Raw genomic sequence first — 14,755 nt, 5'->3', positions numbered from 1 at the left:
AAATCACAGCATCCAAACATATCAGAATTCTTTTCGGACTTCCAATAGCAACCGGCTGTCATAGTTTTACCCTTAGACCCTTTTGGCTTTGCGTCCCTGCTTTTCAGCAGGTTTGCCCAGTATTCTCTTTTTGCAATATTGTTCATTTTAGCAGAGTCCCTTCCATATTGCAAGTCAGATTTTTGTCAAATTTTTTCTCCCGTCATCTGTTAATTAGTCATCTTCCCAGATATACGTTTTTTTATTGTTCGAAGCAAGGTTCGTTCACCGATAGAGACTCCTTTCCGGGCTTTTTGCTCTATAGGAATCATAGTTTTCGCGCTTTAACGCAACACAGTGTTTCCTGTAGAGCAAAAGGAGCACGGAACCTCGCAGTTCCATGCTCCCGTATGTAACTTCTCTTTTCGAATTAACGGATAGTCTTGTACAGCGGGCCGTATGCCTTGCATGCACGGAAGTCCTGTCCCTCTTTGTTCATACCGAATGCGTTCCATGCTGCCGGACGGAAGATCTCCTCTTCCGGAACATTGTGCATACATACCGGGATTCTTAAGATGGAGCAGAGGGTAATCAGGTCTGCGCCGATGTGACCGTAGCTGATAGCGCCATGGTTTGCGCCCCAGTTGTTCATCATATCGTAAGCGGTCTTGAATGCGCCCTCGCCTGTGCAGCGCGGTGCGAACCATGTGCAGGGCCATGTATAGTCTGTTCTCTTCCACAGAGTATCGGATACATCATCCGGCAGGTTGATGGTCCAGCCCTCTGCAATCTGCAGAACCGGTCCAAGTCCTTTTACCAGGTTCAGGCGAATCATGGTAGCCGGCATCTCAGCTCTGGTCAGGAAACGGGAGGAGAATCCGCCGCCACGGAAGTAGCCGTTGTCAGCTGCGTTCCAGGTGGTTGCTTCCATAATCTTCTTCTGATCCTCTTCGGTTACATCCCACCACTGCTTCATGGTGCCGTTGCCGTTCTCATCCTTTACTTCGCCGCAGGCATCCAGACAGCATGCGCCGGAATTGATCAGATGGATAAAGCCGTCAGCCTCTTTTGCCTTGCCTTCCAGATCGTAGCCGGTAACTCTCTTCACTGCGTCGCCGCTCCAGTAGGTACGAACATCCGCGAACATCTGAGCGCGGCCGGTCAGCAGCTTCATGAACAGCATACCCAGACCGTTCAGTACGTCGTTCTCGGTAGCCAGGATATACGGCTCTCTCGCGCCTTCCCAGTCAAAGGAGGTGTTCAGCATTGCCTCTGCGAAGTCTCCGTTCGGGTAGAAGTCTGTCCACTGTCTCTGTCCCTGGAAACCAGCTGCCAGAGCATTGTGTCCGATAGCTTCCTCGGAGAACTTCGGATCCAGGTTATCGCAGCCGTTCATCAGCTCTTTGATGATAACTGCCATTTTTACAACAAACTCGAACTGCTCTTCCTTCTGCTCCTCAGTCATCTGAAGCTCAGGCGGGTTCTTGTCAAAGCCGATAGTACAGGTCTCTTTCGCCCACTTCAGAGCCTTCTCAAACTCTTCATGATCGTAGATACCCTCTGTCATACGACGGATAATTTCAACCTCGTCTACAGACTCCACACGCATTCCCAGATATTCCTCGATGAATTCCGGGCTGATGATGGATCCGCCGATACCCATGGTAACGGAACCAATCTGCAGGTAGGATTTTCCTCTCATGCTTGCTGCTGCCACTGCGGCGCGGCCGAAGCGGAGAAGCTTTGCCTTTACGTCCTCCGGGATAGTCTCGTCGTCGGCGTCCTGAACGTCATGTCCGTAGATACCGAATGCCGGAAGTCCCTTCTGTGCATGGGTAGCCAGTACGGAAGCCAGGTATACAGCGCCCGGTCTCTCGGTAGCATTCAGTCCCCATACGCCCTTGATGGTCAACGGGTCGGTGTCCATGGTCTCGGATCCGTAGCACCAGCAGGGAGTAACGGTCAGGGTGATGTCTACGCCTGCTTTACGGAACTTGTCTGCGCAGGCAGCTGCCTCGCCTACACGACCGATGGTGGTGTCTGCGATAACCACCTTTACCGGCTCACCGTTGGAATAACGGATATTCTCCTCAAACAGCTTTGCCGCTGCTTTTGCCATACCCATGGTCTGCTCTTCTAGGGATCCTCTTACATCAAGAGCTCCTCTTCTTCCGTCGATAGTCGGACGGATACCGATTACAGGATAATCGCCAATTAATCTAGATTTTGCCACTTTTTAAACCCTCCATTTTATAAAAATAGATTTTCACGTTTCTGATGATCACATTATATAACACTTTATAAAAAAATGCACGTAATTTTCTGTTATGATATGGACATTTTTTGTGCTAATTGTTATACTTCTTCTATATAAAAGAAACTTCTTTTATCACATTCGACTGACAATTTGCGTGGCAGGAGATTATTTGTTATGAAAGCTTTCCATGAAGTGCGAAATTACGACTCTGACTATATGGTCTGGCACTCCCGGTATGAAAATATCGGGTTTCTGGCCCATTGGCATAAGGAAATCGAGCTGATCTACGTCCGCTCCGGTTCCTGCTCATTAAGCATCACCGATCAGACCTTTCTGGCCCGGGCCGGGGATCTGGCCATCTGTGAAAGCGGCATGATTCACTACAGCAATTCCCATGGCATGGACAATTCTCTGGATTTTATCATTTTTGACACCTCGATTCTGGGACCGATTTTTCAGAATCCCGGCTTTACGCATCCCCTGGTCACCCGGGAGGAGCTGGAAGCCTGCGGGCTGTCAGAACGCCTGCGCGCGCTCATCGACACGGTTTCCCGTGAGCTGGAACAAAAGCAGCCCTTCTATCAGGAAGTGGTCAGTTCTTCCCTCCAGACCTTCTGGGCGCTGCTGAAACGCTATCATCCCCGGAATGAAACGGAACATCTGCCGGATGACCGCCGTTCCCGTACCCTGGGGGAATTACAGGAGCTGCTCTCCTATATCGACGAGCACTATGCAGACAACATCACCCTGGAATACGCCGCTTCCCGGATGAATTTCAGCAACAGTCATTTTTCCAAGACCTTTAAAAAGCTCATGGGTATCAATTTTGTAACGTATCTGAATCTGGTCCGGGTGGAACAGGCCGCGTCGCAGCTTCGGAACACCGAAAATAAGATTACCGACATTGCCCTGTCCTGCGGCTTCAATAACATCCGCACCTTTAACCGGGTTTTCAAGGATATCACCGGCTGCACGCCCTCCGAATTCCTGCTGCTGGCCGATCCGGATGTATACAAGAGAACCTATTACAATCGCCGCTCCGCGGAGAAGGAGTATGTGGAGCACGATTCTTTAACCCTTGTGAAAAATCATCAGTAAAAGGAGGTTCTGCCATGCTACAACACCCCACTCTGATTCGCAAACGTCTGATTCCCCTGGAAACCCTTCGTCTGGAAAAGGATGTGATCATCCATCAAAGCGACCGGCTGCTGGTCACCCGATGGACCACCATCCGGCCCAAAAAAGAGCTGCATCACGGCGCTTCCTGTTTTCTTTTGAAAGAAGGCTGGAAGGTCAGCCGCTTTCTGGACCACCAGGGCAATCTGATCTGCTGGTACTGTGATATCATTGCCACCAGCTACGATACTGCTACGGACACCTTTACCTTCACCGATCTGCTGGCGGATGTGCTGATTTATCCTTCCGGCATGATTAAGGTGGTGGATTTGGACGAGCTGGCCGAGGCGGTGGAGAAAAAGCTGATTACCACCGAGCAGCTTCTGGATTCCCTTCGGAAGTTGGACGCTTTGCTTCGGCTGATTTATGACGGAGCCCTGCTGCCGGCACTGGAGAAATACTGGCCGGAGGAGCTATAAAAACAACGGGGTTTTTATGCAGCCGGGAGCTGGCGCAAAAGGCCTCCTGTGGTTTTCCATATCCGTTGTCTGCGCAGTTTCTCGTTACATCTGTTCGCTCAGCCCGGACTGAAGTCCGTTCTGAACGTACAGATGTCTCGAAAAGGCAGACAACTGGATATCAGAAAACCGCAGGAGGCCTTTTGCGCCAACTCCCTTTTTCTACTTTTTCTACATCTTAAAGCGTAGATGCTACCGTATAGCCCTCCAGAGTTGCTTCCTGGATTTTTCTCGGTTTCTCACAGTCGCCTATCATATAGGTCTGCGGCACAATGCCGTAAAAGCTTTCGGCCACTGCTTTATTGGCACGGACACCGGTTGATATGATTACCGTATCTGCCGGAAGGAATACTTCTTCTCCATCCTTTGTTTTGACGCGTACTCCCTCCTCTGTGATCTCCTGACATCCAGTCTCCATCATCACATGCAGAGTCTTTGCCTGCTCCATCTTATGGCGCAGTGCAATCTTATACAGCATATTGCCCTGGGCTGCAAGCTCCGAAGCCATTTCCACAATGGTAACATTTTTCTTTTTCAGAAGCGATAATTCCAGACCAATTTCTGCTCCGATAGTTCCGCCTCCAATGATTACCACATTCTGGCCTATCTGCTCTTCCTGCTCGATGGCTGCATAGAAATTGATAACATGCTTTCCATCAATTCCTTTGATGGGCGGCGTCGCAGGGGAAGCTCCCACTGCCACAATCACTGCATCCGGCCGGATCTCTTTTACCATCTCCGGTGTAGCCGTGGTATTCAGCCGCAAATCAATCGTTGACTTTGCAATCTGGGCCTTCAGGTATTCCAGATAAGCCTTGATATCTATCTTGAAACGCTCCATGGCCACATAATGAATCGCTCCGCCGATATGATCACGCTGTTCCAGAAGAATGACCTCATGACCTCTCTCGTAAGCAGTCAATGCCGCTTTACAGCCTGCAGGTCCTGCTCCGATGACCAGAATCTTCTTTTTCGTTTCTGCCTTGGGAAGTACTCTGGGCACCCAGTCCTCATTGGCAAATCTGGGGTTGACGGAACAGCCTACATTTCTACGGTTTGTAGAGATGTGGTAGCACTGGAGACAACGGATACAGGGAACAATATCCTCCGGTCTGCCCTCCAGGGCCTTTATGGGCCAGTTGGGATCTGCTGCCAGCGGTCTTCCAAGGGCCACCAGATCTGCGCATCCATCTGCAATGATTTTCTCTGCCTCGTCCGGATTCATGATAGCTCCGACTACAGACACCAGAATATCCACATTTTCCTTTATCTTCTTTGCGTATTTTACATTCGGCATATGCTCAGAAAAATTGGTGGTTGCCATGTAGACATTTGCCTCATGCTCGATGTCCAGTCCACAGGAAACCTGTACCACATCGATGTACTTCTGTGCCGCCTTCACAAAGGTCAGCACATCCTCAAATTCAATTCCGCCCGGCATCCACTCATTTGCAGAGACACGCATTTCAATGGGAAAATAGGGTCCTACTGCTTTCCGTACCTCTCTCAGAATCCGCAGCGGGAATTTCATCCGGTTTTCCACGCTTCCACCGTATTCATCTGTACGTTTATTAAACAGCGGAGACAGAAACTCTGTTGCAAGCCAGCCGTGTCCGAAATGCATGAAAATCATATCAAAGCCAATGGACTGTGCATCCTTTGCTGTCTGTACATACCAGTTCACTGCTTCATCCATCATGGCCTCGTCCATGGCACGCACCTCAACTCCATCCTCACGGACAAAGCTGACCGGACCCAGAGCATAATCTCCCGGTGCCACCCGTGCATACTGTCCCGCATGGCCAATCTCAATGGAGGCCTTTGCGCCGCCCTGATGTGCCCGCAGCACCCGCTGTCTCGTTTTCTCTACCTGATATTTGCTAAAGGCATAGGGTTCATCCGGCGATGCCCAGGAGGATTTTCCCGGCTGTGTAATGACCGAACCTGCAATCACTACACCGGGACGTCCCAGTGCTTTATCCTCGTAAATCTGGCTCATGGGATTTGCAATAATACGGTTGCTTACCATAATGGAATTAATTTTCAACGGTGAAAATAAATGCGGATATCTTAAACTCATGTCAGTCTCTCCTCCTAATCTAAGCATGCTCCGTTGGAAGCAATTACTTTTTTGTACCATTCAAACGAATCTTTTTTACTTCTCTGCAGAGTACCGTTTCCTTCATTGTCCCGATCTACATAGACAAAGCCATAGCGTTTTTTCATTTCTCCGGTTCCTGCAGAAACCAGATCGATGCAACCCCAGGGGGTATACCCCATAAGTTCTACACCATCCTCTTCTACGGCCAGCTCCATCTGTTCAATATGCTCACGCAGATAGCTGATTCTGTAAGAATCGTGGATACTTCCGTCTTTTTCTACTGTATCCACCGCTCCCAGTCCGTTTTCTACTACAAACAAGGGAATCTGATACCGGTCATACAGATAATTCAGTGCCAGCCGCAGTCCAACCGCGTCTACCGTCCAGCCCCAGTCGGAGGTTTTCAGATAAGGATTTTTTACCGTGTGTAGCATATTTCCCGCTGTCATATCCTTCTTCATTTCTCTGGAGGCCACATTGGAATTGTAATAGCTGAAGCCGATGTAATCCACGGTTCCTTTTTTTAATGCAGCCCAGTCTCCTTCCTCTGTCTGCAGCCGGATTCCTTTCTGTTCAAAAAACTTTTCTGCTTTTCTAGAATATGCGCCCCGCACCTGCACATCGCTGAACAGATAATGCATGTCAATGGCCTGCATACATTTCAGCTGATCCAGTGGGTGACAGGTTTCCCCGTAAAAGGTGGGATACAGCATCATCATGCCAATCTGAAACTCCGGATTGATCTCATGTCCCAGCTTTACCGCCTTTGCGCTGGCCACCAGCATATGATGGGCTGACTGGTAAATCATCTGATCCCAGTTTTCTCCCTCTTCCAGACGCAGACCTGCTGCAATCTCCGGCTTCAGTATAATCACATTGATTTCATTAAAAGTCATCCAGTATTTTACTTTATTCCGGTAACGCTTAAAGATGGTTCTGCAGAAATCCAGGTAATGCTCTATCATTTCCCGGCTTCTCCAGCTTCCGATTTTTTCTACAAGATAATAGGGTGTCTCATAATGGGAAATGGTTACCACCGGCTCGATACCGTATCTGAGACATTCATCAAACAAATCATCGTAGAACTGAAGCCCTTTTTCATTTGGCTCTGTTTCATCTCCGTGGGGATAAATCCGGGTCCAGTTGATAGAGGTACGGAAGCACTTAAAACCCATTTCTGCAAATAATGCAATATCCTCTTGATATCTATGATAAAAATCAATGGCATCATGACTTGGGTAATATCTGCCTTCCACAACACCTCTGGTATATTCTCTTTCCTTATCTACAGCTCCGGCTGTGATGCAGTCCGCGGTACTGATTCCTTTTCCATCTTCGTCCCAGGCCCCTTCACACTGATTGGCTGCCACAGCGCCGCCCCATAAAAAGTTTTCCTGAAAAGCTCCCATATACGCCTCCGTCTATTGTGTGATAATGGAAAGGAGAGGCAACTGCCTCCCCCTCCTGCTATTTTTAATTACCATTTTCTTCCTGACAAATCTGACGATCCACCATCTTGAAGAAGGGATACCAGATAGCCGCTGTAATCAGAATCAGAATAATCTGAAGGATTGCTGTGGGAATACCCTGAGCCAGGAAACCTGACACAATCTGAGGCATGGTCCAGTTTACAGCAGTTCCGTTTAATCTCGGTGTGATGCCGAGTGCGATGGAGCAGTAGCTAATGCTGGTACATACAATCGGATTCAACACATACGGAATGAACAGCAGCGGATTCAGCATAATCGGAATACCGAAAAGCAGCGGCTCGTTGATACCAAAAATTGCCGGAATAATGGACATTCTTCCCAGAGTCTTCATACGCTTGCTCTTTGCCAGGAATGCCATCATAAATGCAAGACCGAAGGTTCCTCCGATACCGCCCGGCTGGCAGAGTACAGAGAAGGAGTCAATGATGATATTCGGCAGCGGCTGTCCTGCTGCCATTGCTGCCAGGTTCTGCTCAGAAGCTGCCATGGTAAGCGGTGTAAAGATACTTAAAATTGCATTTCCATGGATTCCGCAGAACATAAACAAGGTACACAGAATCTGCATAACCAGGTAAGACGGGAAGGACAGACCAAAGCCCTGCAGAGGTGTCTGGATAAAGCTGTAGATAACCTGATGTACACAGCCAAAGCTTGTCTTTGCCATCAGGGTGCTGATAATAATTGCTGCAACTGCACATACAACGGTGGAAAGTAAGGCTTTAAAGGACTCCTCTACCATAGGCGGCACGCCGTCCGGCATATGAATGTACAGCCCCTTATCCTCCATGACCTTATGCAGTCTGACTACCAGAACGGTTACAATGATACAGGTAAACAGTCCCGGAAAGCCCAGCCAGGTAGTCGGAATATTAGTATACAGCTCTGTCGGTGTCAGAATCAGGAATGTCATAAAAGTAGAAATCGCGCTGGGCAGCGGTGACATTCCCAGTTTGCTTGCATACTGATAGGGAAGTACAAACGCAATATACAGAGTAATAATGCTTAAGGTCAGAGACTGCATATACATAAATACCATAGCCAGTCCCGTATTTCCAACAAAAGTCTGCCATGCCGGAATATCCAGGAACGCTCCCAGGCAGGCAAAGGAACCAATCATGATGACCGGAAGCAGAATCTGGAAGGTTGCTCCCAGTGCACTCAACAGCTTAATGGTGCTGATCTTATTAGCCAGAGGCATCAGCATCGTCTGTAGTTTGTCCATCAGTTTATTCATTTCTCTTCTCTCCTTCGTAAGAATTTATTTATCCGCCAGCCTGATAGCTTCTTCCAGAATTTTGGCGCCATTCATCATTCCAAAGTCCATCGGGCTAATCGTTTCAATCTTATCCGCATGCTGCGGAAATGTTTTCTTTGCCAGATCTTTCTTGTATGCCAACTGCGGCCCAAGGAGAATGACATCCTTGTCATCAATAAAATTCTCCATCTGCGTAAAGGGATAAGCTGCAATATCTGCCTCAATTCCCTGACTTTCTGCAGCTACCCGCATCTTTTTTACTACCATTCCTGTACTTGCACCATTTTCACATACCAAAGCAATCTTATACATGTCTGATCTCCTTATATAATTCAATAATTTCCTCTGCCATAGCCTCTGTCATATCTGCGCTGGTCAGATGATCTGCAGCATGCACCAGAAGCATGGAAAACTTTAAGTCCTGATTTTCTGCATCGTAAAATAGCAGCTCACTGTGGCTCTGATGGCACTTTACAATTGCCTCATGAGCCTCCTTCATCAATGCTTCCGCTTCTTCAAACTCCCCGGCACGGGCTTTTTGAATCGCAGTCATGGCCAGGCTTTTTCCCTGACCTCCGAAAGCAATGATCTCCATGCTTTTTTCAATTCCGTCCATTTTCACACCTCTCTCCTCAGGCCCTGCCTGTTCTCTGTATCTATCATAAAAAATCGGCGTTCCAAAATCTATTTCTGAAATTGCACGCTTGCGGTGCAAGTTCTAAAATTGCATTCTTTGCAGACATATTTTATAATTCTTATATTCTTGGAAGGAGTTTGGTACCATGAAAGAAAAAGCACTCGATGTATTATCTTATCTGAATAATCAGGCAGACTGGACAACAGCCTCGGAAATATCTCTTGCAGTGGGGGCTTCCGTCCGCAGTGTCAAAAGCTATGTCGCCGAACTGAACGCTGCCTGTCCGGAACTTATCGCTTCTTCCAGAAAAGGATTCCTGCTTGAACACAGGGAAAAGGCCTTTCAGCTTCTGAACGAACAGGATACTGCAATTCCCCAGACTCCGGAAGGGCGGAAATCCTACATCATGCAGAAGCTCCTCATTGAAAATCAGACCTATGATCTGGATACCCTGGCTGATGAGCTGTGCATTTCCCCTCTGACTCTGAACAATGAAATTGCCAGGTTCAAAAAAGAACTGATTCCTTATGATCTGGTTTTTCATACGAAAAATAATCAGATTTGGATCGAAGGGATTGAAAAGAATAAAAAGAAAATGATCTCTCATATGATCTATGAGAATACAAAAGATTTCTGCTGCAATATTGATATGATTCAGAATTATCTTCCAGAATTCGATTTGCGAATTGTCCGTCAGATTGTAACCACAAAGATTATGGCTCATCATTTCTTTATTGATGATTTTTCTCTGCTGAATTTTATTCTGCATATCGGCATCACCATGGAGCGCTCCAAGTCCCAGCCACACCTCTACGATTCGGCTGTCCCGTTTTCTTCTCTGGAAGAAGCTGCGCTCCCCGCCCATATCTGCACAATTATGGAAGATATTTCCAGTGAAATCGAACGGTATTTTCAGATTCAGTTTCATACAGCCGAGCAATACGATCTGGCTCTGCTTCTGATGACCCGATTAATCCGGGAAACAGAACCTGAGTCCGTCTCCTCCCTGACCAATCTTGTTCCCTCCGATGTGCAGGATCTGGTGGAACTGATTCAGAACCGTGTCCGCTCCACCTTCCATCTGAATCTGAATAATCCAGATTTTCTGATTCGCTTTACTTTACATATAAAAAACCTTCTGATTCGCCTGGAAAATCAGATCGATTTAAAAAATCCGCAGTTATATTCCATCAAGAACAGCTACCCTTTTATCTATGATGTATCGGTCTTTATCGCCAATATCATTTCCCAGGAAAAAGGAGTCCTTTTATCCGAGGATGAGATTGCCTATATAGCCCTTCATATCGGAGTGCTGATTGAGGAGCAGCGCTCTCTGCGGGACAAAGTAAAGATTTTAATTATCTGTCCCCAGTATTATGATACCAAGCTGAATCTGGTCAAAAAAATCGGAGCTATGTTTGATGATGTCATTATTATCAACGGTGTGCTGACCGGTCCGGAAGATCTGCCACTTTACCGGGATTATGATCTGATTCTGTCGACACTTCCTGTAAGTCCCCGCCCTGCCACACCGCTGGTGCTGGTTCCCTACCATCTTCGGAATTCCGATATTATCGCTATTTCTGAAGCCCTTGAACAGATTAAAAAATCCCGCATGAAGCGAATTCTGGAGCAGAAGCTGAAATTTCTTTTTTATCCAGAGCTGTTTTTTTATGAGCCAGCCTTCCGGACAGCCGAATCCGCCCTGTCCTCCATGGCAGATCAGCTAAGAGAACATCATTTTGTAGGCGATGATTATAAGACCCGGCTTTTTGCCAGAGAAAAAATCAGTCCCTGTGCCTTTGGCAATATTGCCATGCCCCATCCCATGGAAATGTGTTCTGAGAAAACGGCCATTGCCGTAGCGATTTATCCCGGTTCCATTCCCTGGAATACCAATTTCGTAAATCTGGTACTGATGCTTGCAATTAATGAAGAAGATCGCCCTCTGTTTCAGGATATTTTTGATTTTGTGACAGATGTCATTTCCGATCCCAAGCATCTGCAGGCACTTATGAATACCAGAACCTATGAAGACTTTATTCAGCTTCTTGTTTCTTTATCATGAAAGGAGAATTCCACATGAATACCAACGCACCTGCCTTGAAACGTTTTCTTGCTTTTCTGATTGACTGGTATCTTTCTTCCCTTTTTGGAAGTATTCCGGTAATCATCGTACAGTCATCTGCCCAAAAAGATCTGATTCTTCTGAATCAGCTGGACGGCCTTTCCCTGCCACTGGCCTGGACAGCCTGTATTGCTGCCCTCTTCTGCCATTTTCTCTATTACTGTTACCTGCCCTCCAGACCTGGCAAAAATGGTCTGAAAGGCCAGACCCTCGGTATGCGACTGCTGCATCTGCAGCTGCTTTCTGAGACCGGAGAGCCCCTCTCTCTTGGTATCCTTACCGTCCGTCATATGGTTTTTGTTATTCTTCTACAGGGTTACCTGACCAGTTCCCATCTTTACCTGGTATCACTCTTCCAGATGACGACTGATGCCTATATTGTTCCTTATGTTCAAACCTTTTATTATATTATGGTTCTGTTATCTCTGGCACTTTATCTGTTCTCCAGACGCAGACAGCTTCTGCAGGATCGACTGACCAGAAGTAGAATGACTGCACTTTAGAAATCTTTTGCATATAAAAGGGCCTGTATCGAAATGCCGCGCGAGGCATTTCGATACAGGCCCTTCTATAACAATTCTTTTATTCTTCTTATACTTCCATGGTAATGGTGCGTCCTGTATGATGATAGGGCACCAGCTCCACACCGGCGGATCGGAACATCCGCTTGGACGCCAGCGTAGCCGGCGTATCCGCATATTTGTCGCAGGCATAAACCACGGTCTTCAGGCCTGCCTGGATAATAGCCTTGGCACATTCATTGCAGGGAAACAGGGCCACATAAATCTTTGCGCCCTCCAGGCTTCCGCCCCGGTAATTGAGAATCGCGTTCAATTCCGCATGGGTCACAAAAGGATACTTGGTATCATTGCTTTCTCCGGTTCTTCCCCAAGGAAATTCATCGTCATCACAACCCTTGGGGAAACCATTATAGCCCATGGACATAATCTTATTGTCCTGACTGACGATACACGCGCCCACCTGGGTATTGGGATCCTTGGAACGCATTCCCGAAAGCAGCGCCACGCCCATAAAATACTCATCCCAGCTGATATAATCCTGCCGCTTCTCTCCCATGCCTTTACCTCCGCCAGTTTTACTTGGTTCCGAAAATACGGTCGCCCGCGTCTCCCAGGCCCGGAACAATATAACCATTTTCGTTCAGATGCTCATCCAGGGCTCCGATGTAGATATCTACGTCCGGATGTGCCTCCTGCAGCTTCTTTACGCCTTCCGGAGCTGCAATGATGCACAGGAAGCGCATATTCTTTACGCCGTGATCCTTCAGCATCTGGATAGCCGCGATAGCGGATCCGCCGGTTGCCAGCATCGGATCTACCACAAATACATCTCTTTCGTCACAGTCCTTCGGAATCTTACAGTAATACTCTACCGGCTCCAGTGTCTCTTCATTTCTGTACAGTCCGATATGGCCTACCTTTGCGGACGGAATCATGGTCAGAACGCCCTCTACCATACCCAGGCCTGCACGGAGAATCGGGATCACTGCCAGCTTCTTTCCTGCCAGCTCCTTTACGGTAGTCTTGCAGATAGGAGTCTCAATCTCTACATCCTGAAGCTTCAGATCCTTGGTTGCCTCATAGGTAATCAGGGTACCAATCTCACTGATCATCTCACGGAATTCTCTGGTTCCTGTTTCCTTCTTGCGGATAATACCGATTTTATGGGCAATCAGCGGATGATCCATTACTACTACTTTTGACATTTCTTTCGTCTCCCTTTTTATCTTATACTTTTATTCGTGTTCAATCTTTGCAATTCTTCTGGCGTGGCGCTCTGCTCCGGAGAAGGGTGTATTCAGGAAGGTGTCCACAATCTTGATCGCCAGTCCCGGTCCTACCACACGGCCGCCCATCGCCAGTACGTTGGCATCGTTGTGCTGTCTGGTCGCCTCTGCGCAGAAGCAGTCGGTACACAGCGCCGCACGGATTCCTTTATAACGGTTGGCGGTAATGGAGATGCCGATGCCGGTTCCACAGATCAGAATTCCCTTGTCGCACTCTCCGCTCAGGATGGATTCTGCCACCACCTTTGCGTAATCCGGATAATCCACAGCGTCCTTTGCGTTGTCACAGCCGAAGCTCTTGTATTCCAGACCATTTTTGTCCAGATAGGCAATCACTTCCTGCATCAGATCGTATCCGCCGTGATCGCAGCCTAATGCTATCATTTGTTTGTCCTCCTATGACATTTTAATAACTGTTCAGTACCTGATCAGTTACGATGCAAAATCCATGAGAATCGGCTTCGCCGACGGAATTTTGCACCCCTGAATCACTTTCTTACACCCTCAGCAGCTAGTGCTTCGGGCTGTACTGAACAAATTACATAATTTTAGATGTTTTCAGACTGATTTCACTATCAGTCCACAGTTCTGGGTAAATTATAGCATTTTTTTACCGGAATAGCAACGAATTGTTCATATGATTTATTCCATATTATGTAAACTTATTTCCCCATCATTTTTTATTCAGATATTTCAAAATTCCCATCTGAATGGCCCATACAAGCTTCGCCTGATAGTCCTCATTCCGGAGCTTCGCGCACTCCTCCCAGTTGCTTAAGAACCCGCATTCCACGATGACTGTCGGTGCCTCCGTCTTTTTCAGAAGATAATAAGTGTCATTGGCCTTGGCCTGCCGGTGGTTCGCAGGTTCCGCCACGCGCACCAGCTCTTTTTGAAGAATCTTCGCCAAATCCTCACTCTCCTTTGAAGTCTTGTAATAGAATACCTGCGCACCGTGAATGCTTTCTTCATGGTAACTGTTCTGATGAATACTGACCACGCAGGCCGGTTTTTCCTTGTTGATCAACTCACATCGCCGCCGCATATCCTGTACCTTTTTATTGGATGTCCGCTCGTCGTAGAGACCGCCTGCGTCTTCTCTGGTCATCAGCACCGCCACATCCTGCTGCTCCAGCAAATCCCGCAGGGCCAGCGCCATTTTCAGATTCAGGTCCTTCTCCTGCACGCCGTCCACGCCGATTTTTCCCGGATCGTCGCCGCCATGACCTGCGTCGATAATCACCAGCCGGGAATCCGTTCCTGCAACCTGTTTTGACACTGCCTCCCGCAGGCCGCCGCTTCGCCCGCACACTGCGGCTGCCGTAAGAACCAGCGCCGCCATCAGGATTCCCAGCCTGTGCTCCCGGCCCTGAAATACCCCTCCCAGCCTTGCCGCCCTTCCTTTCCTATCCTGTATTTTTTCAAAAAAACCCATAAAAAATCCGCCATATATTCTGTTTTTAGAAT

14 protein-coding genes and 1 riboswitch are annotated in these 14,755 nt (G+C 47.8%); of the genes, 4 read left to right on the top strand and 10 right to left on the bottom strand.

Features of this window, described 5'->3' with window-relative positions; all coding sequences use genetic code 11:
- Positions 1-43: 43 nt before the first annotated feature.
- Positions 44-127, bottom strand: a riboswitch (cyclic di-GMP riboswitch).
- A 282-nt stretch (positions 128-409) separates the two neighbouring features.
- The gene (locus WMO29_RS07045; RefSeq protein WP_178038521.1) at positions 410-2,212 is read right to left on the bottom strand and encodes an L-fucose isomerase; all 1,803 of its coding nucleotides are present in this window, start codon (positions 2,210-2,212) and stop codon (positions 410-412) included.
- 198 nt (positions 2,213-2,410) lie between these two features.
- Between WMO29_RS07045 and WMO29_RS07040 the strand changes: the two genes are divergently transcribed.
- Entirely contained in the window at positions 2,411-3,334 is a 924-nt protein-coding gene (locus WMO29_RS07040) for a helix-turn-helix transcriptional regulator (protein WP_349164328.1), read from the top strand.
- 14 nt (positions 3,335-3,348) lie between these two features.
- A complete protein-coding gene (locus WMO29_RS07035) occupies positions 3,349-3,831 on the top strand; it encodes a ribonuclease FAU-1 family protein (protein WP_349164327.1) in 483 nt (160 codons plus the stop codon).
- A gap of 217 nt (positions 3,832-4,048) precedes the next feature.
- Here WMO29_RS07035 and WMO29_RS07030 read toward each other — a convergent pair whose 3' ends face one another.
- The 5 genes from WMO29_RS07030 to WMO29_RS07010 all read right to left on the bottom strand — a co-directional run bounded on the left by WMO29_RS07030 (position 4,049) and on the right by WMO29_RS07010 (position 9,332).
- Positions 4,049-5,950 (bottom strand): oxidoreductase, encoded by a 1,902-nt coding sequence (locus WMO29_RS07030; protein ID WP_349164326.1) that lies wholly within the window; start codon positions 5,948-5,950, stop codon positions 4,049-4,051.
- A gap of 14 nt (positions 5,951-5,964) precedes the next feature.
- Complete coding sequence (locus WMO29_RS07025) at positions 5,965-7,380, bottom strand: 6-phospho-beta-glucosidase (RefSeq protein ID WP_349164325.1); 1,416 nt, start codon at positions 7,378-7,380, stop codon at positions 5,965-5,967.
- A 64-nt stretch (positions 7,381-7,444) separates the two neighbouring features.
- Positions 7,445-8,695 carry a PTS sugar transporter subunit IIC gene (locus tag WMO29_RS07020; protein ID WP_349164324.1) on the bottom strand — a complete coding sequence of 417 codons (1,251 nt, stop codon included), beginning with the start codon at positions 8,693-8,695 and terminating at the stop codon, positions 7,445-7,447.
- A gap of 24 nt (positions 8,696-8,719) precedes the next feature.
- Entirely contained in the window at positions 8,720-9,028 is a 309-nt protein-coding gene (locus WMO29_RS07015; protein WP_349164323.1) for a PTS sugar transporter subunit IIB, read from the bottom strand.
- Entirely contained in the window at positions 9,021-9,332 is a 312-nt protein-coding gene (locus WMO29_RS07010) for a PTS lactose/cellobiose transporter subunit IIA (protein ID WP_349164322.1), read from the bottom strand. Before WMO29_RS07010 ends, WMO29_RS07015 begins: the two co-directional genes overlap by 8 nt.
- Before the next feature lie 166 nt (positions 9,333-9,498).
- Here WMO29_RS07010 and WMO29_RS07005 point away from each other — a divergent pair, with 166 nt between their 5' ends.
- Positions 9,499-11,421 carry a BglG family transcription antiterminator gene (locus WMO29_RS07005; protein ID WP_349164321.1) on the top strand — a complete coding sequence of 641 codons (1,923 nt, stop codon included), beginning with the start codon at positions 9,499-9,501 and terminating at the stop codon, positions 11,419-11,421.
- A 14-nt stretch (positions 11,422-11,435) separates the two neighbouring features.
- Complete coding sequence (locus tag WMO29_RS07000; protein WP_349164320.1) at positions 11,436-11,984, top strand: RDD family protein; 549 nt, start codon at positions 11,436-11,438, stop codon at positions 11,982-11,984.
- A gap of 88 nt (positions 11,985-12,072) precedes the next feature.
- Here WMO29_RS07000 and WMO29_RS06995 read toward each other — a convergent pair whose 3' ends face one another.
- The 4 genes from WMO29_RS06995 to WMO29_RS06980 form a co-directional block, all read right to left on the bottom strand.
- On the bottom strand, positions 12,073-12,558 hold the full coding sequence (locus WMO29_RS06995) for a deoxycytidylate deaminase (protein ID WP_349164319.1): 486 nt from the start codon (positions 12,556-12,558) through the stop codon (positions 12,073-12,075).
- Positions 12,559-12,577: 19 nt separating this feature from the next.
- Positions 12,578-13,207, bottom strand: a complete 630-nt coding sequence (gene upp / locus WMO29_RS06990) for a uracil phosphoribosyltransferase (protein ID WP_349164317.1) — start codon at positions 13,205-13,207, stop codon at positions 12,578-12,580.
- A 30-nt stretch (positions 13,208-13,237) separates the two neighbouring features.
- Positions 13,238-13,672 carry a ribose 5-phosphate isomerase B gene (gene rpiB / locus WMO29_RS06985; protein WP_349164316.1) on the bottom strand — a complete coding sequence of 145 codons (435 nt, stop codon included), beginning with the start codon at positions 13,670-13,672 and terminating at the stop codon, positions 13,238-13,240.
- A 289-nt stretch (positions 13,673-13,961) separates the two neighbouring features.
- The gene (locus WMO29_RS06980; protein ID WP_435391119.1) at positions 13,962-14,630 is read right to left on the bottom strand and encodes an N-acetylmuramoyl-L-alanine amidase; all 669 of its coding nucleotides are present in this window, start codon (positions 14,628-14,630) and stop codon (positions 13,962-13,964) included.
- Positions 14,631-14,755: the final 125 nt, after the last annotated feature.

It is taken from the genome of Laedolimicola intestinihominis, from assembly GCF_040096155.1.
Classification (GTDB): domain Bacteria; phylum Bacillota; class Clostridia; order Lachnospirales; family Lachnospiraceae; genus Laedolimicola; species Laedolimicola intestinihominis.
The sequence above is the reverse complement of the archived record's forward strand: the minus strand, read 5'-3'. Positions and strand labels throughout refer to the sequence as shown.

Coding starts and splice junctions, on each gene's coding strand:
- WMO29_RS06980 (WP_435391119.1), bottom strand. CDS start 14,630: ATGGCGGCGCTGGTTCTTACGGCAGCCGCAGTGTGCGGGCGAAGCGGC.
- WMO29_RS07015 (WP_349164323.1), bottom strand. CDS start 9,028: ATGTATAAGATTGCTTTGGTATGTGAAAATGGTGCAAGTACAGGAATG.
- upp (WP_349164317.1), bottom strand. CDS start 13,207: ATGTCAAAAGTAGTAGTAATGGATCATCCGCTGATTGCCCATAAAATC.
- WMO29_RS07005 (WP_349164321.1), top strand. CDS start 9,499: ATGAAAGAAAAAGCACTCGATGTATTATCTTATCTGAATAATCAGGCA.
- WMO29_RS07025 (WP_349164325.1), bottom strand. CDS start 7,380: ATGGGAGCTTTTCAGGAAAACTTTTTATGGGGCGGCGCTGTGGCAGCC.
- WMO29_RS07020 (WP_349164324.1), bottom strand. CDS start 8,695: ATGAATAAACTGATGGACAAACTACAGACGATGCTGATGCCTCTGGCT.
- WMO29_RS07010 (WP_349164322.1), bottom strand. CDS start 9,332: ATGGACGGAATTGAAAAAAGCATGGAGATCATTGCTTTCGGAGGTCAG.
- rpiB (WP_349164316.1), bottom strand. CDS start 13,672: ATGATAGCATTAGGCTGCGATCACGGCGGATACGATCTGATGCAGGAA.
- WMO29_RS07040 (WP_349164328.1), top strand. CDS start 2,411: ATGAAAGCTTTCCATGAAGTGCGAAATTACGACTCTGACTATATGGTC.
- WMO29_RS07000 (WP_349164320.1), top strand. CDS start 11,436: ATGAATACCAACGCACCTGCCTTGAAACGTTTTCTTGCTTTTCTGATT.
- WMO29_RS07030 (WP_349164326.1), bottom strand. CDS start 5,950: ATGAGTTTAAGATATCCGCATTTATTTTCACCGTTGAAAATTAATTCC.
- WMO29_RS06995 (WP_349164319.1), bottom strand. CDS start 12,558: ATGGGAGAGAAGCGGCAGGATTATATCAGCTGGGATGAGTATTTTATG.
- WMO29_RS07035 (WP_349164327.1), top strand. CDS start 3,349: ATGCTACAACACCCCACTCTGATTCGCAAACGTCTGATTCCCCTGGAA.